Origin of the sequence: Agarivorans sp. DSG3-1 (assembly GCF_046774965.1) — a bacterium.
Classification (GTDB): Bacteria; Pseudomonadota; Gammaproteobacteria; order Enterobacterales; family Celerinatantimonadaceae; genus Agarivorans.
Map to the genome: position 1 here is coordinate 3,687,611 of NZ_CP177241.1, position 18,287 is coordinate 3,705,897.

At 43.0% G+C, this 18,287-nt stretch carries 18 protein-coding genes; 9 read left to right on the forward strand and 9 right to left on the reverse strand.

Annotated features, from left to right (window positions below; genetic code table 11):
- Positions 1-35: 35 nt before the first annotated feature.
- Genes ACLD71_RS17135 through ACLD71_RS17145 form a run of 3 tightly spaced genes read right to left on the reverse strand, consistent with a single transcriptional unit; the run spans position 36 to position 5,078 of the window.
- Positions 36-3,140 (reverse strand): efflux RND transporter permease subunit, encoded by a 3,105-nt coding sequence (locus ACLD71_RS17135; protein WP_411991451.1) that lies wholly within the window; start codon positions 3,138-3,140, stop codon positions 36-38.
- Positions 3,133-4,434: an efflux RND transporter periplasmic adaptor subunit gene (locus ACLD71_RS17140; protein WP_411991452.1), complete on the reverse strand. Its 1,302-nt coding sequence runs from the start codon at positions 4,432-4,434 to the stop codon at positions 3,133-3,135. The genes ACLD71_RS17135 and ACLD71_RS17140 overlap by 8 nt, the downstream gene beginning before the upstream one ends.
- A complete protein-coding gene (locus ACLD71_RS17145) occupies positions 4,431-5,078 on the reverse strand; it encodes a TetR/AcrR family transcriptional regulator (RefSeq protein ID WP_303515417.1) in 648 nt (215 codons plus the stop codon). The genes ACLD71_RS17140 and ACLD71_RS17145 overlap by 4 nt, the downstream gene beginning before the upstream one ends.
- 354 nt (positions 5,079-5,432) lie before the next feature.
- Between ACLD71_RS17145 and ACLD71_RS17150 the strand changes: the two genes are divergently transcribed.
- From ACLD71_RS17150 to ACLD71_RS17170, 5 genes are all read left to right on the forward strand, one after another.
- The gene (locus ACLD71_RS17150) at positions 5,433-5,840 is read left to right on the forward strand and encodes a hypothetical protein (protein ID WP_411991453.1); all 408 of its coding nucleotides are present in this window, start codon (positions 5,433-5,435) and stop codon (positions 5,838-5,840) included.
- A gap of 9 nt (positions 5,841-5,849) precedes the next feature.
- A complete protein-coding gene (locus tag ACLD71_RS17155; RefSeq protein WP_137674514.1) occupies positions 5,850-6,230 on the forward strand; it encodes a hypothetical protein in 381 nt (126 codons plus the stop codon).
- Positions 6,230-6,388: a hypothetical protein gene (locus tag ACLD71_RS17160; protein ID WP_303551251.1), complete on the forward strand. Its 159-nt coding sequence runs from the start codon at positions 6,230-6,232 to the stop codon at positions 6,386-6,388. The genes ACLD71_RS17155 and ACLD71_RS17160 overlap by 1 nt, the downstream gene beginning before the upstream one ends.
- A 128-nt stretch (positions 6,389-6,516) precedes the next feature.
- Complete coding sequence (gene rssA, locus ACLD71_RS17165; protein WP_411991454.1) at positions 6,517-7,449, forward strand: patatin-like phospholipase RssA; 933 nt, start codon at positions 6,517-6,519, stop codon at positions 7,447-7,449.
- 180 nt (positions 7,450-7,629) lie between these two features.
- The gene (locus ACLD71_RS17170) at positions 7,630-8,571 is read left to right on the forward strand and encodes a YeiH family protein (RefSeq protein WP_411991455.1); all 942 of its coding nucleotides are present in this window, start codon (positions 7,630-7,632) and stop codon (positions 8,569-8,571) included.
- A gap of 45 nt (positions 8,572-8,616) precedes the next feature.
- Here ACLD71_RS17170 and ACLD71_RS17175 read toward each other — a convergent pair whose 3' ends face one another.
- Entirely contained in the window at positions 8,617-8,778 is a 162-nt protein-coding gene (locus ACLD71_RS17175) for a hypothetical protein (protein ID WP_411991456.1), read from the reverse strand.
- A gap of 176 nt (positions 8,779-8,954) precedes the next feature.
- On the opposite strand from ACLD71_RS17175, the gene ACLD71_RS17180 reads away from it, so the two are divergent.
- Positions 8,955-9,419: a hypothetical protein gene (locus tag ACLD71_RS17180; RefSeq protein WP_303515432.1), complete on the forward strand. Its 465-nt coding sequence runs from the start codon at positions 8,955-8,957 to the stop codon at positions 9,417-9,419.
- On the opposite strand, the gene ACLD71_RS17185 is transcribed toward ACLD71_RS17180, so the two are convergent.
- From ACLD71_RS17185 to ACLD71_RS17200, 4 genes are all read right to left on the reverse strand, one after another.
- The gene (locus tag ACLD71_RS17185; protein WP_411991457.1) at positions 9,416-10,237 is read right to left on the reverse strand and encodes a lipase family protein; all 822 of its coding nucleotides are present in this window, start codon (positions 10,235-10,237) and stop codon (positions 9,416-9,418) included. The two genes, ACLD71_RS17180 and ACLD71_RS17185, sit on opposite strands and share 4 nt — an antisense overlap.
- 126 nt (positions 10,238-10,363) lie before the next feature.
- Positions 10,364-10,939 (reverse strand): hypothetical protein, encoded by a 576-nt coding sequence (locus ACLD71_RS17190; RefSeq protein ID WP_411991458.1) that lies wholly within the window; start codon positions 10,937-10,939, stop codon positions 10,364-10,366.
- A 44-nt stretch (positions 10,940-10,983) separates the two neighbouring features.
- On the reverse strand, positions 10,984-11,763 hold the full coding sequence (locus tag ACLD71_RS17195) for an alpha/beta fold hydrolase (protein ID WP_411991459.1): 780 nt from the start codon (positions 11,761-11,763) through the stop codon (positions 10,984-10,986).
- On the reverse strand, positions 11,753-12,772 hold the full coding sequence (locus ACLD71_RS17200; protein WP_411991460.1) for a DUF2817 domain-containing protein: 1,020 nt from the start codon (positions 12,770-12,772) through the stop codon (positions 11,753-11,755). The genes ACLD71_RS17195 and ACLD71_RS17200 overlap by 11 nt, the downstream gene beginning before the upstream one ends.
- 164 nt (positions 12,773-12,936) lie before the next feature.
- On the opposite strand from ACLD71_RS17200, the gene ACLD71_RS17205 reads away from it, so the two are divergent.
- From ACLD71_RS17205 to ACLD71_RS17215, 3 genes are all read left to right on the forward strand, one after another.
- Positions 12,937-13,629, forward strand: a complete 693-nt coding sequence (locus ACLD71_RS17205; RefSeq protein ID WP_137674506.1) for a sensor histidine kinase — start codon at positions 12,937-12,939, stop codon at positions 13,627-13,629.
- Between the two features lie 30 nt (positions 13,630-13,659).
- Positions 13,660-14,424, forward strand: coding sequence for a DNA repair protein (locus ACLD71_RS17210; RefSeq protein WP_137674505.1), 765 nt, complete (start codon positions 13,660-13,662; stop codon positions 14,422-14,424).
- A 130-nt stretch (positions 14,425-14,554) separates the two neighbouring features.
- Positions 14,555-15,514, forward strand: a complete 960-nt coding sequence (locus ACLD71_RS17215) for a methylenetetrahydrofolate reductase (protein ID WP_137674504.1) — start codon at positions 14,555-14,557, stop codon at positions 15,512-15,514.
- A gap of 64 nt (positions 15,515-15,578) precedes the next feature.
- Here ACLD71_RS17215 and topA read toward each other — a convergent pair whose 3' ends face one another.
- Positions 15,579-18,209, reverse strand: a complete 2,631-nt coding sequence (topA, locus tag ACLD71_RS17220) for a type I DNA topoisomerase (protein WP_137674503.1) — start codon at positions 18,207-18,209, stop codon at positions 15,579-15,581.
- Positions 18,210-18,287: the final 78 nt, after the last annotated feature.

Consider the following 18,287-nt stretch of genomic DNA (forward strand, 5'->3'; position numbering starts at 1 on the left):
TCATACTTAAATAAGCAAGAGGCTTGGCCGTATAACTAATGTAAGCTTTTATGCTTATGCACTAAGTTCCAATCGGCCAAAATAGCGTAGGCCGCCGGAATAATAAACAATACCATCATCGTTGACGCTACAATCCCAAACACAATAGACACCACAATAGGCTGCACCACTTGTGCTTGTAAACTAGTCTCTAACAACAACGGCAGTAAACCCGCGGCGGTGGTAAGTGAGGTTAAAAACACCGCTCTGAAGCGTTCTTTACTGGCGTTCACCACCGCTTGATAAACATCGTCTCCTTCATCTAAATGGTGCCGAATATATTGCACCAACAATATGGAGTCATTCGTCACAATCCCAGCCAATGAAATAAAGCCTAGTATAGAGGGCATACTTAGACTGTGCCCTAACAAAAAGTGTCCCCACAACACACCTATTAACGCCATGGGAATAACAGTTAATACGATCACGGGTTCAAGGTAACTTCTAAATTGAAAGCTCAAAATGGCAAAAACACCAAAAATGCCAATTGTGAAGCTCTTACCCAAAGACGACCCCACTTTAGCGCTCTCTTTAGCCTCCCCTTCAAAATCAACTCTTAAGCCAGGTATCTTAGCAATTAGCTCCGGAAGAAAACTTTTTTGTACCAGTTGCATCACTTCGTTGGTATTAGCAACTCGAGTATCAACATCAGCCATCACAGTTACCGTGCGTAAGCCGTCTATACGCTGAATGCGGACAAACGACCGTTGATATTCTAAGTTGGCAATTGAAGATAGAGGCACTTGTTTTCCGTCGCTAAGCACTACCGGGAAATTAGCCAAGGCTTGTAAACTACCGGATTGCGACTTATCTAAACGTACATCGATTTGAATGTTTTCAGGGCCAAGTTGAAATTCATCTGCAATCGCTCCTTGATAAGATGCTCTCAGTTGTTCAGCCACCATTTGTCCGTTTACATTAAAAGATTCAGCGCCGCCACGTAACGAAATTACCACTTCTTCTTTACCAGGTCGCATGTCATCAAGGATGCTATTCACCCCTTTAAACTGGCTCAAATAGGCTTGCAACTCTACCGAGGCAGTCTTTAAGGTGTCTAAATCTGAATGCTGTAGCCTCACTTCAACAGCTCGTCCTGCTGGCCCCATAGTAGGTTGCGTAAACGCCAACGCTAACGGTAAAGCTTGCTCACCTACTTGTTCGCGCCAGGCACTAATGAACTCTTCGATATAAGTATTGCGCACTTCTGCTGATAGAATATCTAAACGAACAGTTGCCACATGCGGACCAGATTCTCCGGCATCAGCGTTGTAATTGTATTGAGCGGTAATGTCGTGAATTAAACGCTGCGGCTCGTGATTCTGTTCGGTAAATTGTTCGCCAACTTGACGGGCAGCAGTCACAATTTCTGCCACTAAGGTTTCGGTTTGCGACAAGCTTGAACCGGGTGGGAGAATGATTCTTGCTTCAGCAATATCACCATCAAGTTCAGGGAACGCGGTAAACTTTAGTAAACCGCTTACCACCAACGAAAACGATAGCAGCAATAAGCCGAATACCGCACCCACAGAAACATAGCGCCACTTAACCACAAATGTTACGGCCGGCACTAATTTGTTAAGGCGAAAATCTTCAAACATATTGAGGAACTTGGCTTTAAAGCCAGACTCTGGCTTTTCAATGCCTTGATGTTGCAAAGTGTGGCGCAGGTGGTTTGGCAAAATAAGAAATGCCTCTACTAAGCTAATACATAGCACTAACAGCAATGCCATTGGCACTACGCTTAACACTGCGCCCATTTGGCCATCTAGCCACATCAAACTACCCAGCACAAAAATGGTAGTAAAGAAGGATGAAATAACCCCTGGTGCCGCTTTTTTAACACCCTTAACTACCGCTTCGTCAGCACTCATTCCCCGCTCTAAATGCGCTGCAATTGACTCAGCGATCACAATCGCGTCATCCATCATAATGCCAATGGCCATTAGCAAACCGACTAAGGTCATAATGTTGATCGATAAGCCAAACACCGACATTAAGAACATGCCACCCATAAAAGCAACGGGCAGACCGGCGGCTATCCAAAACGAATATCGCAACGAAAAGAACAGCCACATGCTCAAAAATACCAAAATGATGCCCTGCCAGCCGTTTTTAAGCATCATGTTTAAACGGTCGCTCAACAGTGACGACATATCATTGGTTAAGGTTAGGCTTACCCCGTTTGGCGCAACCAGACGCTGGTCATCAACAAAACGTTGAACCGAATCTTTTATTCGCAAGGCATCGTCGGCTTTGTTTTTACTGATTTTGAGCATCGCAGAGGGCAAGTCGTTAAACAGTATTTTTTCTTCATCTAGCTCAAAGCGATCACTAATATTTGCGACATCGCCTAAATACACCACGCTGCCATTGCTGTCTGAGGCGACAACGGTTTTTGCTAATGCAATTGGGTCTCGTTTTCGCTGGTCAAAACGGATCAGCAAATTCTTTTCGTTTAATTCAATGGTGCCTGCTGGCAAATTGATATTCTGTTGGCTAATAGTGCTAGCAATATCGTTAACACTTAAGTTCAGTCGCCGTAGCGCTGTTTGGTCTAATTCCACCCGTAACTGGTGATCAGAAAAGCCACTCACACTCACCATAGCCACGTCGTAATCTACTTTTAGAATGTGTTTCAATTCTTCAGCATAGGCTTTTAAATCGGGCCAACTAGCTGGCGCACTAATAGCGATATCCACTACCGGCTCAGCCCAATCCATTTCTTTTACGACTGGCGGTTCAATTTGCTCTGGAAAGTCTTTAATGGCGTTTATTTCGGTTTGTATATCCACCAACATGCGACCAACATCTGCGTCTCCGTCTAACTTAACGATTAGCGAACCTAAGCCTTCAACAGCCTCACAGCGTGTTTCTTCAATATTAGACAAGCCGTCTACTGCATCTTCCATGCGCATACATAAGCTTTCTTCTACTTCGCTTGGCGACGCGCCAGGGTAAACCACCGTTGCAATAATAAAGGGGTTAGTAAACTCTGGAAATGTTTCACGCTTTAAGGTACCTAAGCTACTTAAACCCAGCAGCAAAAAGGTGATCATGCACAAATTGGCAAGGGTTGGATGGCGAATAAAGAAATTAAGCATCACCCTGCTCCTTGGTACGCAAGGTCATGCCATTTACAGCAGGAATTAAATCATTAAGAATGAGTATTTGCCCCTCATGTAACTCACCACTAATCGCAACGCCCTGCTCACTTCTAAACAACACATCAATGGGCAGTATTTGCAGGTTCCTCTGTTCATCCATTAAATAGATATTGGCGCCATGTAAAGCTCGCTCTGGCACCACAAAATGAGATTGAGGATAGCCTTGTATTTTCGCTTGCACATACATGCCTTTGGTTAAGGGGATCTGTTGAGCAAGATCCATCGCCGCGAGATTTTGCTCAACCTCTAAAAACATGCCAACAGTGGCTTGAGCTACATTGACAGATTCGGCAACCCTAGCGACTTTTGCTGGCCATTTGTATTCAATGCCTGAAGCAACCAAGCTAATAGACGCATCAAAATTTAAGTCGTCAATGGAAGGTAAACCCGCAGTGTTCTGATAATGTTGAACGCTAGCGATCAACTGGCGCATATCGCCCAACGACAACTGTACATCGGCGACCATTGTGTCGAGTTTTTGCGCCACTACCATGACCGATTGCAAGTTAACTACCTGCTCGTTTTCAATATTAACTTCCGCTATTTTGGCATCAAAAGGCAATACAATTTCGGTTTTACTTAGTTGCCGTTTGGCGTCTTCATATTTGGCTTGCTCTACAGCTAATTGCGCTTCTAATACACGACGATCATCAGGTACTAACTGCAGTGCATTTTCTAACTCTTGAATTACTTTATTTTGTATCAGTACATTTTGTTTTTCATTCTCTAACTCAGAGCTTGAAATAAGGTTTTGTGTTTTAAGTTTTTGTTTTCGTAAGTACTCTTCTTCCACCAATAACGCCCGCTGTCGCTCTATCGATAAACTGGTTTTTAGATTGGTTTCTTCCTGAACTAAGCGGGTGATTTGGGTTTTGCTAGCGTTTAAATTTGCTTCCGCCTGAGTCATTTTTAAGGTGTATTCCAAGGGATCTATTTTTAACAACAATGTCCCTTGTTTAAGAAACCGCCCTTCTTCTAGTTGCGGATGACGAAACACCAAATTGCCACTCACCTCGGCAACCGCTTCCCAATTGGTTTTAGGTTCAACCTGACCAAAAGCAATTGCCATGGGTGCGGCATCAACTTTAGTTAGTGTTGTTACTTCCACTAAGCGAGATGATTGATGCTCAGTGTTTAACGGCACCACTTCTTTACTGGTGATAGCTAACACCAGCACAATTATGCCTATTGCTACGCCAGGTATAATTAGCCAAGGTTTAGTGATGCTCATGAATCGGTTCCTTTGTGTTTAAATAAGCCACGTTGTAGCAATTGAATATTGTGGTCTGCTAGTTTCAAAAACTTAGCTTTAGATAATGCGATTTGATTGGCTTGTAATAAGCGTTCTGGTATCAAAAATGGAAATACCATTAAACTTAAAAAACTTAGCTGAGCTAGCTCTGTGTCAACGTCGTCTAGTAACACATTGTTGCTTAATAGCTGGTCGAATAAATGTTTGCTTTTAAAGCGCCCCATATTATCGATCATATGTTGCAGTTGTTGAGCACTTTCATGTTCTTTAGGGGTGTTGCTCAGCTTAAATATAAGCTTAGGAAAATACGGATTTTCTACCATTGTTTGGTAGTAACTGCGCATCAAGCGACCTAAGTCATCGGCATCAAAATCACGACTGGCTTTATCCAAAGTAGCAAAAACTGGTTTTGCCACACTGTTAAGCATTTCTCCAAACAACTGAGCTTTAGATCCAAAGTAGTAGCGTATTAAAGCCGCATCTACTTCTGCCTTGTTCGCTATCATGCGAATTGACACTTTGTCGTAATCAAGGCTCACGAACAATTCTGTGGCTGCCAACAGCAGCTGTTCTCGAGCTTGGCTATCCCCTTTGGGTCGGCCAACTTTGTTCTTAATGGTCATAATCGTTTGGTTATTCTTCAACTGTAGAATAATTCTAATCTAAATGTTAAATCGGTGCGTTAAGTTAAATTCCTCAATCCAGCGCATTCAATGAATTTTGTGAAACTCATCGCTTCAAGCCATTGTTGAAGAAAGCCTTATTGCAAACTCACAGATGCTTACTCTTTCACGAAGGAGCTTACTCGAAGAGCGGTATTAACCTCAGATATACCGTTAGTTATACGGAAAGTGACATATCTATAAGTCATTTATCGATATTTCTAAGCACTGGGTGAATCAATATACTCCCTCCTAAATAGGATTCATCAGACACCGGACGTCACCATACAAATAAGTATTTAATAAGGTGACACGATGACAAAACAATTTAGCAAACGTTTTCTTGGCGTAATAATCGGGCTAACGGCTTTTATCGCCCCTCATTCCCTAGCAAGCGAACTAACTGAAACCACTTATCAACGTTACGAACAACAAACCGCTTGCGCTGCTTCGGTCATTTATCTGCAACAGAAGGTATCTAACGACGCGTTTGACAGTGGATATACCCCTCAAGAATTAATGAACCTAGAAATAAGCTACGAACAAGCAGCCTTAGTACACTTAAGCACTTGGGATGAACTGAGTCATACCGAGCTAGGTAGCGAAGAAGACCTTAAGCGCATCACCTTCACGGAAATTGGTCGACGATTTGGTTGGATGCAGTCTTTAGACAGCGACAGTTACGCCGAACAAGTACTGAGCGCTCTCAACGACTGTATATAGGATTCAATCATGCTAAAACTATTAAAATCATTACGTAGTAAACGCGCGCTACAAAAACAATTACAACTCTTAGATGTAGATCCTTACCTAAGTGCTATGTTGATGAAAAGCATTACCCGCAACGAATGGGGAAAACACAGTGTTGCAACCAGTCACATGAACGAGGCTCATGCAGGGATATTTAGCTTACACCTCATTGTTATAGCTTCTCGAGAACTCGCACACTTAAGGCGCCAGTGGTTTGGCTATAAGGTATTCAACGAATTGTTAGCAGCTAACGCTTTAGACCTTGGTTATTTGGATCAACAGCAAACGAGTACCGCACTCAATAAAATGAAATGTTTGCAAATGCCGCACTACAACATTGCTAAAACAGTTTGGGGAACCTAATGAGAAGAAGACAAGAACGCAAACAGCTTATATGGTGTGTGGCATACGCCTTATTAGGGTTTACCATTGGAATGGCAACAGTAAAAGCAGAAAACGCCGTTTGCCAAGAGGACTACCAACAGTTTGTTCAAGGCGAAGTATTAAGAAACCAGCACTAGCGCTATTGGTACCGAAACTAAAGCAAGCTGATTACTTTAACGTGAATCTGTTGCTTGCGCCGTTGCAGTCACCGCTAATATCAGCAACACTTGCTCGGTAAATACTTGGATTCACAGAGAGATAAAGGATGCGGAATAAAAAGGACCCGGTTATCGGGCTTGCCCTAGGCAGTGGCGCTGCTAGGGGCTGGTCGCATTTAGGTGTCATTTTGGCTTTACGCGAAATGGGCATACAACCTCATATTGTATCCGGTTGCTCCATTGGTGCATTAGTGGGTGCAGCTTATGCCTGCCATCGAGTAGATAAGCTTACCGATTGGGCCTTAAGCCTATCTAGCTGGCAAGTATTTAACTTAATGGATTTCTCGTTGTATAGAGGCGGATTACTCACTGGTGAGAAAGTGTTTAATGCCGCCGAACAATACATTGGAAGCGACAGCATAGAGCAGCTAGATATTCCTTTTGGAGCAGTAGCCACAGAGTTAGAATCAGGTAAGGAGATTTGGCTACAAAAAGGCAGCGTGCGAGACGCCGTACGTTCATCTTGTGCTATGCCCGGGTTAATGGCGCCTTATCGATTAAACGACCAATGGTTGGTTGATGGAGCAGTGGTTAATCCAGTGCCTGTTTCTTTATGCCGAGCCATGGGAGCGGATGTAGTTATTGCGGTAAACCTAAACAACGATAAATCACGGATTGCACTACTCGATGACGACTTAAACGAGACCCTTAGCCACAATGAAAACCCCAGTAATCAGCCATTTTGGCGTTTATTAGGCGGCGGCAAAGACTACCTCAATTCCATGCTAAGCAATTTAAAGCAACAAAACAGCAACCGCTCTCCGGGAATGATTGGGGTAATGTCTACTTCAATAAACATCATGCAAGAACGATTAACCCGCACTCGTATGGCTGGCGATCCACCAGATATCCTACTTTCGCCTAAACTTGGAGATATCGGCATCATGGATTTTCATCGAGCGGAAGAAGCCATTAGCGAAGGGAAAAGGGTTACTGAGTTAATGTGCCCACAAATCGAAGAAGAGCTTTTTTACCGATAACGAGATAAAACTAGACACTGAATAATATTGATTAATTTAATCAATATTATTGATAAGCAATAGAATATACCAATAAAAACAATAATATATTTATCTTTAGTCGATTTTCATCAATAAAAACTTGCTCTACCCTCAGAAGCGTCAAGGCTCTACAATAAAACTCTATTCGATGGGGGCGATATGCAGATAAACCTTAAACAATTTCAAGCCGCAGACCTGCTATGTATCGCCATTGCGCTATTGGTGTTAAGTCCCTGGGTTAATGGCCCTGCTGCTTTAGTTATAGGTGCCTGTTTAGCGAGTTTTGGATTTACGCCTAAAGCAATTAATATTGGTGCGGTAACTAAACGTTTATTAGCCATCTCGGTGGTAGGTTTAGGTTTCGGCATTTCCATCGACCAAGCCATTGAATACACCCAAAATGGATTTGGCCTTATTGTAGGTTCTATCCTATTTACCTTAATATTGGGCACTATAGTCACCAAGCTACTCGGTATTGAAAGAAAAACCGGCTATCTGATCTCTGTGGGTACTGCTATATGCGGTGGTAGCGCCATTGCAGCAGTCTCGCCGGCGATAAAAGCCAGCAGCAAACAAATCTCATTGGCGCTTGCTACGGTGTTTATTCTTAACGCTTGTGGCTTATTTCTTTTTCCAGTGCTGGGCCACCTATTTGATTTAAGCCAAAGCCAATTTGGCTATTGGGCAGCCATTGCTATTCACGATACATCTTCAGTTGTTGGTGCTGCCGCAGCTTATGGCGACGAAGCGCTAACGGTGGCAACCACCGTTAAGCTAGCGCGAGCGTTATGGATCATTCCGGTAGCCCTATTAAGCGCGGTCTATTTTAAAGAGAAAGATGGAAAATTCTCTTTCCCCTACTTCATCGTTTTTTACATACTCGCCATGCTGGTGAGCAACTACGTGCCTATGTTTAATAGCTTATATCAAGGCTTGTTTAGCATATCTAAACAATTATTGGGTGTGTGTTTGTTTTTAATCGGCTACGGGTTAACCGCAAAGAATATGCAAAGTACTGGAATCAAACCCTTATTATTGGGAGTAAGTCTTTGGATTAGTATCGCCAGCGCCTCATTACTAATAATACTGGCTTACTATTAAAAATAGCTTGAATGGCTTGAACGCTTTGGTAGGTTGAAAATAGGCTTAACGAGATTGTTTATTTCGCTTAACCGAGAATGAGCAAAGTAACATAGCAATAACCGCAACAAACGCGCTAGCTTCAAAAATAGCTCGGGTAAGATCAGCGCTAACCCAAGCAGCAATCAAACTTATCACAACAATTAATAACAATAACTTACGTAACATAGCATCTCTCCAGTTAAGCTTATCCTAACCCTTGCTAAGCCCCTTACAAATTCACTTTTCCTATAAGCTATTTCCCTTACTTATATAGTGCCACTGATAGATACGCGAATAATAATTAGACATACATCACATTTTTGGTAGAATCGTCGGCGATTCCTAAACTTACGGCAGAAATAATGCTTCGAACTTTGCTCTATCGAATTCTTTTTCCATTCATTATTGTGCTGCTGGTTATGATCCTAGCCATTTTGCAAATGCAGAAAGTGACCTTAGCGAAGTTTTACGACAAAGAGCTCAGCGTGTCTGATTACCTTAATTGGTTTTCTACCCACCCCGCCAACACTGTTGATGTACTCACCGTACTTAAAGCCAAACAGCCAAATCATCATGGTGGAACCACCAAAGATTGGTGCCCTAGCGTAAGTTCTGACGACGGTTTTGTTCATATTAGCTATTTAGACGAGCAACCCGTTTGTTGCATGTTGGGTAAAGGCCAACGTTACGTTTATTACAAGGAAAATGAACAGGAAATCACTTTACTGTGTGGCCGTTGGCCAAGAACGGAAGTAGTGAGCGTGAACAAGAAAGGAATGCGCGCTGTGCAGTCCTATCGTAGTGCCAACCCAATTGTTCAACCTTAATGTTCGTCAAAGTAGTCTTTGTTACGAATATACTTGCGCATGTAATGGTAAGTAAAAGGAAGCAGTAACCAACTCACTATCGATTTAGATAAGCGATACCAGGTTGGTGTGTTCTCGTAAATTTTCTCGTCATGCAACCAAAGCATTCGCCCTACGTGCCAATACATAAATGGCACTGGCGGCAAAAACGTGACTACATCTAAGTCACAACAAATTCGATAGGTTTTTCGGTGTAGCGTGTAATGCTTTTTAAAATTCCACAATCCCGTTGCTGGTTGACCAAAAGTAACCACCCGTTTAACTTTTTTGGGATACTTCCTCTCTAAACGATCTGCCACTAACACAGCCATGCACCCACCAGAGGAATGCCCAGTAAGTGATATGCGTTTTCCCTGTGCCATTAAGGGTAACAGTATCGACTCTAGCCGCTGGTATACGGTCAGCTGGTGTTTGCTACGGTGTGGATCACAACTTAACTGTTCGAGCAGCTGCAAATAGCCCCAGTGCACATGATATTGGAAGCCTTCTGCCACATATTTTTTAGGTATAAATGCCAAGTTAACTAACCAATCAAAAATGTTCATTGAGCCGCGAAAAACCACAATTACTTCGTCTTTGTTTTCCTTCCACAATACACGTGTGGTAGAACGTCCCCAGCGGTCAAACACATCTTGATAAACGTATTTGTCTAATTGCTCAACCATGCCTTCCATCGCAGAGGGATAAGCAAGTCGGCACAATACTGCGTAGCGTTCATATTGGTAACGTTTTAGCTTTTTGAGTTTAGCTGTGGTTTCTTGATGTACAGTGTGGTTCAACAGCAAATCCCAGACTGAATAAGGTAGCTTATTGAAACACAGTGTTTCCTGCGCAATATGACACTTTAGTGAAACACAGTGTTTCCTGCGCAATATGACACTTTAGTGAAACCACACAACTTAACCTTATTCAGCGTAATGCTTTAGCCAGTATTTTTGAGCTCGTTGTGGGTTTGGGGCAACAAGTTTGAACACATAACCCTTAGTAGTGGCGTGCGCCGCAAAAAAGCTGATAGCTTGAACACTACCACTTTCTTTTCGCTCTACCCTGCCCCAATGTTGATTGAAACTTAGTAAATCAGGAAAAGCTAACTGTAATACTTGTTGGCGACATTGCTCGTCACTAGTGGGGAAAAGCACCAGCAAATTTGCTTGTTGCCAAGGTTTGTTTTGGCTAATCAAAGCAAGCTGCTTTCCAAGGGTTGCTGTCCAAGCTAACTCAACAATGACTAACCGGCCTTTTAAAGGTGCAAGCGTTTTGTTGATACAGCTAGAGCTAGTAGGAAGGACAACTTGTATATGGTCTTTTAGTTCAGGCTCAAAGCCTGAGCTTTGCGTATTAGCGAGATGTTGAGTTAACTCTGTTACTTTTTCCAATCTAAGCGTAAGTTTTGGATAAGCGCCTTCTACTACCTCTAGGGCTAACTGGTTAGCATATAAAAGTGGGCTAAAAAGTACTAATAGTGTTATCCATAACTTCATATGTCACATCCTTCTACTCTACCAGTTTTAGTCTTAGATGAGGTCTAATCTGAGGTCAAGCTTTCTAACCACGCTTGTATTTGTTTTGCAGTCCAATCGGGTGCGTCTAACGGTAAGTCATGCCCGGCGCTTGTATGTTGCTTATGTGTGCAGGCCCAATGCTTGGCGAGCTGCCCACTACATTCCGCACTAACCAACTGATCTTGCTGACTACTTAACACCAAAACAGGCACCACTGGTTTAATGGCTAATTTAAACAACATCGCTGCTTTTAACTGACTAAAGGCATTTGTCTTTGTTACAACATGTTCCTTTGACCATGCTAGCCAGTTTTCCACAACATCGCCATGTAAGGCTGGAAATTGGCTTGTTACCTTCATTATGCGCTGCTGTCGTTGTCTATCTGTTTTAGCAAATAAAATACCCCACACTTTTAGGTATGACTGCCATCTTAAACGCTGATAAAACGGCGAAAACGCTGCGTTTGAAGAATTGATTAATGTTATCGAGTGTATTTCTTGTGGGTATCTATCTGCCCAATCTACTGCCAACATTCCCCCCAAAGAGATCGCGACTAAATCAACCTTGTTTATCTCAAGCGGACTTAGTTTTAGTTGAATCCTCAAAGATTGTCGCAACTCGGCAATACTTGACGGACTTCTATGGTTTGCAAGCGAACCATTCCCAGGAATATCAAAGCTTAATATTTTTCGCTCAGGCAAAGACTGTTGAAGAGCAGTTTTGAAAAATCCCCAATGGCGTTGCTCGCGAACCAAGCCTCGAATAAGCACGATTGGATGAGGCTCCCGACTTTTATTTGTCATTAAACCATTTTTCCTTAGCCAATTTTGTAGCACGCTTTAGCGGCTCAGTTTGATGAAGTACGCGCCAAGAGTAGCTGGCGTTAATTAAAAACTCCATTAGCACCAGGTGTCGCCTTAAAACACGCTGAACCCGATGTGGTTTCATTGGATGGTACAAACCTAAACTACTAAACACTTGTAAGGGGTTTTTCTTTAACCAACGCCAAGATCCCATTTCCAAGGTTAGTGGGATGAAGATGCCTGGTCGTTTTAATGATTGCTCGTAGCAATAATCCCAGAGATCACCATTGCAGACGTAATGTTTGGTTTGAGGCTCAAATAAGTAGTTTTGATGGGGAAAGCTCTCAAAAAATACCTGGCGTAAACGATATACAGAACCAATATCTTCAATAGCCTTGGTGGCAGACTTTGCATAGGGAAACCAAATTCGATCTTGGTGACCAAAACCACTGTGGCAATCCAACACTAAACTAAATGGCCTGCCAAAAAGGTGTTGTTCGGCAAAGTCATAAATGACTTGGCTTTCTGTTTCCATAACGCCGTTTTTATTCCCCTGATACCAAGGTAACCGTCGACTAATACGCTGGCCTCCCACCATAAACGTAGCCTTACCTTTCGCATAACTAGGAGAATTGCGCATTAGGTCTACCCCATTACCATTAGCTCTTCGCTGTAACACCATTCCGCTCGGGTTTACGATGGGAATGAAAACCAGATAACACGCCTCTAACAACAACTGTAGTTGTTTGTCCCAATCCAAACGGTTTAACAAACTATCCATAAAAGACAGCACAACTTGGCTACCAATGCGTTCTACTCCATGGACCCCACCAACAAAACAAATAGCAGGTTTGTCTTGGCTCGCATTACCGAGTGAGATCAGATGTACTGGAAAGCTGTCGGTTTTACATTCAACTTGGCAAAGCTGTTTTACCGTGACTTTGTCTTGGTGTTTATTAAGTAAGGCTAAAAGCTGTTCCATCTCTGGAAATTCAGATTGGCTTCGCATCGCTAGTCCACTTGCTATAATTGGCAAAATACATCTAGCAAAAAGCCATTGCAGATATATTACACTGGTGACTTATTTAGACCATTCAGCTTTTGGAAGTAGTTGATTTTGCGAGAAAGCTTAGCTTCAGTTACACTGCAATTAAGCGTAAAAAAGGATACATCATGCCACTTAACGACAAGCTCGATTTTTCTTCGGTTTTGGCTACCGCCGTTCACGATATGAAAAACTCTTTAGGCATGTTGACCCAATCAACTGAAGCAATCGCGCTTCGTTCTAAGCAGAATGGCCGTGAAGATAGCGAAGAGTTATCTCGCTTGCATTACGAGGTGTCTCGTTTAAATGGCAGTTTGATGCAGCTTCTCGCGCTATATCGCTTTGAAAAAAAACAATTACCCATGACCATTGAAGAGAATTATCTAGAAGATTTACTCAACGATGTGTACTACAAAAACAAAAGCTTCATTGAACAAACCCAAATGAAAATAGATATTGAGGTGGATGAATCTCTAAGCTGGTACTTCGATGTCACCTTAATTGAGTATCTGTTAAGTGATGTAGTAATTAACGCGCTGCGCTATTCTAAAAAACAAATTAAAATATCTGCAAAACAAGCCGATAACTATTTATGTATACAGGTAGATGATGATGGCGATGGTTTTCCGCAAAGCATTATTGACCTAGCAAATGCAAAAGTAGCGTCTCAACTAGATTTTGTTAATAATCGTAGTGGTTTAGGTTTGTTTTTCGCGAAATTGATCGCTAAAGCACATATAAATTCGGGCAAGGAAGGTAGAATACATATCGAAAATGGCAGCTTCTTAGGTGGTAGTCGTTTTAGCTTGTATCTCCCATAGCCCAGTAAATAGGAAATTTTCGGTTAGATTATGGTATTTACCTTAGTATTGCTTGGCGTTGGCGCATTGTTGTTTCTGGTTATCGGATACAACATGGTGCAACAATTTAAACAAAAACAAGAAACAGAACGTCGTTTAGCAATCGCCAAACAAAAGGCCATTATTAACGAGACTGAAGAACTGTTACTTCACTCCTCTATTCTCCCCTACAGTAAAGAACTGGTAGAGCTTTTACACAAACGTATGCTAGAAGCGCTTAATCAAATTAAAAACACCGACCCCAGTGTAAAAGGCCTAAACAACCGAATTCGCGCCACCCAAGGGCAACTGAGTCAAATCAAAAATGCAGGTGAAATAAGCGACAGCGCATTTCGTGCTCCAGATACCGACAAAGACGCCTTACAGATGCTGCAAATCGTTAAAAAAATACGTGCCGTGGTACGTTCAGAACACGCTAAAGGCCGTTTAAACACCCAAGTATTTGTATTAGAAGACCGCCGTTTAGAGTTAATGCAACTTAAGGTGAATATTGAAAACGCCTTAAAACGTGCCATCGAAGCCCAAGCGCTTCGCCAATGGGGTACGGCTCGCCAGTTACTCAACAAAGGCATTTCTGCACTGAGTAACATCTCTGACCGTGATGCCTACTTGGAGCAAAAGCTACAAGATATGCGCCGCATGAATCAAGAAATGAGCGACAAACTGAAGTCTGACAGTAAACAAGAAGCTGAAAACTTAGCCGAAAAAGAAACTGACGAATTGGATGTTTTATTCCAACCTAAGAAAAAATGGTAAGCCTAGCCTTACATCTTCACCCTACTTCACTTGCATAGCTTTACAGGCCGCTCAGCGATTACACAGAGTTAGACCTAACCATTAAAGCTATGCGAGAATAACCTCAAATAAAAAAGCTAAAAACTCAACCATGCGCAAAACACTTCAACAGATCTCAAGTGACCCTTTTCATGGGGTGTACTTTATTGGAACCACTCCACCTAAACAAAACACCGACATAGAGAAAGTAAGTGATATTGCTGACAAGTTACTGTCTCGTTTAGATGAAATTGATTACGACGGTTTAATTGTTTACGACATTCAAGATGAAAGCAGTCGTATAGACAAACCACGGCCGTTCCCTTACATGCAAACACACGACCCGCGCTTGTATGCTCAACTTTTGATGCACAAAAGCCAACGCTCGGTAATTACTTATAAAAGCGTCTCACAGCGCAATGAAGCAGACTTTGTTAGCTGGTTAAAAGAAGCTTGGCACCAATACGAAATTCGTGATTTGGTCTTAGTAGGCAGCCCTGCGGCTAGCAACGACATTCAATTAAGCTTGGCTGATGCTTATAAGGCAATAGAACAGCATTCACCCGATTTTTATTTGGGTGGTGTAACCATTGCTGAGCGCCACGCTAAGAAAGGTGACGAACACGCGCGCTTGGTGCATAAAACCGAGCAAGGTTGCCAGTACTTTGTGTCTCAAGCGGTGTACAACGCCCAAGCAACCATCGACATGCTTACCCGTTACGCACACGAATGTAAAAAGACTCAGCAAAAACCGCAACGCATCATCCTTACCTTCTCCCCTTGTGGCAGTGCTAAAACCTTGGAGTTTATTGAATGGCTGGGTATATCGGTACCAGAGGCGACCAGCTTGCGTATTCTCGATGCGGAAAAGCCGCTTAAAGAATCGATTCTAATTTGCTACAACAACTTGGTACAAATTCTAGAAGCCTGCTTACCCTTAGGGATACCGCTAGGTTTAAACATTGAAAGTTTAACCAATCGCAAAGAAGAGATTGATGCGTCAATTTTGTTGTATAAGTTGCTTAAAGCCACAATGGACAAAAAGTTAGCTCAACTGCAGTTAAACAACTAATCCGCGTTAACCACGCCCAATAAAAAAGGAAGCCTAGGCTTCCTTTTTTAGTGACATAAGTGGCCTACTTTTTAGGCTTTTTACGTTTATCTTCTTCTACCCACTTACCGGTGGTGTGGTAAGCACGCCACCCCGTAGGTTTGCCTTCAACTTCAGTACTTAAATACTGTTCTTTCGTTTTACGGCTATAACGAACTAGAGACTTAACGCCATCGGGATCTGCTACCGGGCCATCGGCTAAGTAATAGAACTTCTCAGGTAATCTATCTCTGAAGCGTTTCAACTCTTCAACTAAAGGCGCGCGTGTCTCTCGTGAGCGTGGGAAGTTGCTAGCTGCCATAAAGATACCAGATGCGCCGTCACGCAATACAAAGTAGGCATCACTGTTAACACACTCTAGTTCAGGCAGATGAACGGGATCTTCACGTGGTGGAGCCACTTCGCCATTTTTAAGGATTTTACGCGTATTACTACAATCCTCTCCTGTACAAGCCATGTACTTACCAAAACGACCAGTACGTAGCTGCATGTCGCTGCCACACTTTTCACACTCAACAATCGGGCCGTCGTAACCTTTAATTTTAAAGCTACCTTGCTCAACCACATAACCCTCACAATCAGGGTTATTACCACAAACATGCAGTTTACGGGTTTCGTCAATCAAGTAACTGTCCATTGCGGTACTACAAACCGGACAACGCTCTTTAGCACGCAGTGCTTCAGTTTCTTGCTCTTCAGAGTCGGCGGCTACAGCCTCCTCCCCAGGGATCAAGTTGATCGTGCACTTACAGCGTTCTTTCGGCGGTAGCGAGTAACCCGAACAACCTAAGAATACACCGGTACTTGCTGTGCGGATCCCCATAGGACGTTCACAGTCTGGACATTTAATATCGGTGATCACCGGGCTATTGCTACGCATGCCGGTTTCGTCATCATCTGCTTTGGTTAGCTGGCCTTTAAAGTTTTTGTAAAACTCGTTTAACGCCTGTTTCCACTCAAAACTCCCGTCAGCTACTTTATCAAGACGCTCTTCCATATCGGCAGTAAAGTCGTAACTCATTAAGTCTTGGAAGCTTTCGGTTAAGCGTTCAGCGACAATCTCACCCATTTTCTCCGCGTAAAAGCGACGAGCCTCAGTGCGAACATAACCGCGATCCTGAATGGTTGAAATAATTGAAGCGTAAGTAGACGGACGACCAATTCCACGTTTTTCCAATTCACGAACCAACGAAGCTTCGTTAAAACGCGCAGGTGGCTTAGTAAAATGCTGTTTAGGATCAAGTTCTACAAGGTTTAGTTTGTCGCCTTGGCTAACAGCAGGCAATACGCCATCGTCAGCTTTACTTGCTTTGCCTACCGGTTGTACTTTTGTCCAACCGTCGAAGCGTAAAATTTTACCTTTAGCGCGTAATTCATACTCGGCGGCATTCACAGTAACTGTCGTCGCATCGTATTGTGCATCGGTCATTTGACATGCTACAAATTGGCGCCAAATAAGGTCGTACAATCGCTTGGCATCTGCGTCAACACCATCAACGTGTTCGCTTAATACCGTAACATCAGAAGGTCGGATCGCTTCGTGAGCTTCTTGGGCGCCTTCTTTGCTCGAATAACGCAAAGCGTTTTCTGGCAGGTACTTAGCACCAAAATTATCACCAATATAGCCTCTAGCAGCCTCTACAGCGTCGTTACTCAAGTTTGTTGAGTCAGTACGCATATAAGTAATGTAGCCGGCCTCGTAGAGCCTTTGAGCTAGCATCATGGTGCGTTTCACGCCAAAACTTAAACGCGTGCTCGCGGCTTGTTGTAACGTAGAGGTGATATACGGGGCTTTCGGTTTTGAGCGAGTCGGCTTATCTTCGCGCTTAGCAACCGTGTAATTAGCGCCTTTTAAACTATCAACCGCAGCAGTTGCCTGCTGCTGATTAACCGGTTTAAAGGCTTGGCCATTTTGTTTGGCCACTTCTACCCGTAAACCTTCGCCCAATGTCGTCGCTAGGTCGGCGTGAATGTCCCAATACTCTTCAGGTACAAAGGCCTTAATTTCACGCTCTTTTTCTACCACTAAGCGAACCGCTACAGATTGCACGCGGCCTGCAGATAATCCTCGAGCGATTTTCTTCCACAGCAATGGAGAAACCATGTAACCAACAACACGGTCTAAGAATCGACGAGCCTGCTGGGCATTAACCCGGTCCATGTTTAATTCGCTGGGTTGCGAGAAGGCATCTTTAATCGCAGATTTAGTAATCTCGTTAAATACCACCCGCTTAAAACGGCTATCATCACCGCCGATAATTTCTTTTAAATGCCACGCAATTGCCTCTCCCTCGCGGTCCAAATCGGTTGCGAGATAGATGGTGTCAGCATTTTCGGCGAGAGCTTGAAGCTCGCTAACTACTTTTTCTTTGCCAGGCAAAATTTGGTAATTAGCTTTCCAATCTTTTTCTGGGTCTACACCCATTCTAGCCACAAGTGCTTTCTTGTCTTTGGCCTTCTTTAACTTGGCTTTTTCTTCAGCACTTAGGCCCTTTGTAGACACTGGCGCTGCTTTCTTTTTATTGGTCGCGCTACCACTGCTAGGCAGATCACGAATGTGTCCAACACTTGATTTCACCACATATTGGCGTCCCAAGTATTTGTTAATCGTTTTTGCTTTAGCTGGTGACTCTACAATTACCAGAGATTTGCTCATATTGTTCTTTTTACCATTGTGTCCGTCTGGTTGGCCCACCGACGGAAAGTAGTAGACAGTTGTTCTTTTTTATATTGC

Bases quoted from the DNA above. Each gene is read 5' to 3' on its own strand.
- ACLD71_RS17135 (WP_411991451.1), bottom strand. From the start codon at position 3,140: ATGCTTAATTTCTTTATTCGCCATCCAACCCTTGCCAATTTGTGCATG.
- ACLD71_RS17140 (WP_411991452.1), bottom strand. From the start codon at position 4,434: ATGAGCATCACTAAACCTTGGCTAATTATACCTGGCGTAGCAATAGGC.
- ACLD71_RS17145 (WP_303515417.1), bottom strand. From the start codon at position 5,078: ATGACCATTAAGAACAAAGTTGGCCGACCCAAAGGGGATAGCCAAGCT.
- ACLD71_RS17150 (WP_411991453.1), top strand. From the start codon at position 5,433: ATGACAAAACAATTTAGCAAACGTTTTCTTGGCGTAATAATCGGGCTA.
- ACLD71_RS17155 (WP_137674514.1), top strand. From the start codon at position 5,850: ATGCTAAAACTATTAAAATCATTACGTAGTAAACGCGCGCTACAAAAA.
- ACLD71_RS17160 (WP_303551251.1), top strand. From the start codon at position 6,230: ATGAGAAGAAGACAAGAACGCAAACAGCTTATATGGTGTGTGGCATAC.
- rssA (WP_411991454.1), top strand. From the start codon at position 6,517: ATGCGGAATAAAAAGGACCCGGTTATCGGGCTTGCCCTAGGCAGTGGC.
- ACLD71_RS17170 (WP_411991455.1), top strand. From the start codon at position 7,630: ATGCAGATAAACCTTAAACAATTTCAAGCCGCAGACCTGCTATGTATC.
- ACLD71_RS17175 (WP_411991456.1), bottom strand. From the start codon at position 8,778: ATGTTACGTAAGTTATTGTTATTAATTGTTGTGATAAGTTTGATTGCT.
- ACLD71_RS17180 (WP_303515432.1), top strand. From the start codon at position 8,955: ATGCTTCGAACTTTGCTCTATCGAATTCTTTTTCCATTCATTATTGTG.
- ACLD71_RS17190 (WP_411991458.1), bottom strand. From the start codon at position 10,939: ATGAAGTTATGGATAACACTATTAGTACTTTTTAGCCCACTTTTATAT.
- ACLD71_RS17195 (WP_411991459.1), bottom strand. From the start codon at position 11,763: ATGACAAATAAAAGTCGGGAGCCTCATCCAATCGTGCTTATTCGAGGC.
- ACLD71_RS17200 (WP_411991460.1), bottom strand. From the start codon at position 12,772: ATGCGAAGCCAATCTGAATTTCCAGAGATGGAACAGCTTTTAGCCTTA.
- ACLD71_RS17205 (WP_137674506.1), top strand. From the start codon at position 12,937: ATGCCACTTAACGACAAGCTCGATTTTTCTTCGGTTTTGGCTACCGCC.
- ACLD71_RS17210 (WP_137674505.1), top strand. From the start codon at position 13,660: ATGGTATTTACCTTAGTATTGCTTGGCGTTGGCGCATTGTTGTTTCTG.
- ACLD71_RS17215 (WP_137674504.1), top strand. From the start codon at position 14,555: ATGCGCAAAACACTTCAACAGATCTCAAGTGACCCTTTTCATGGGGTG.
- topA (WP_137674503.1), bottom strand. From the start codon at position 18,209: ATGAGCAAATCTCTGGTAATTGTAGAGTCACCAGCTAAAGCAAAAACG.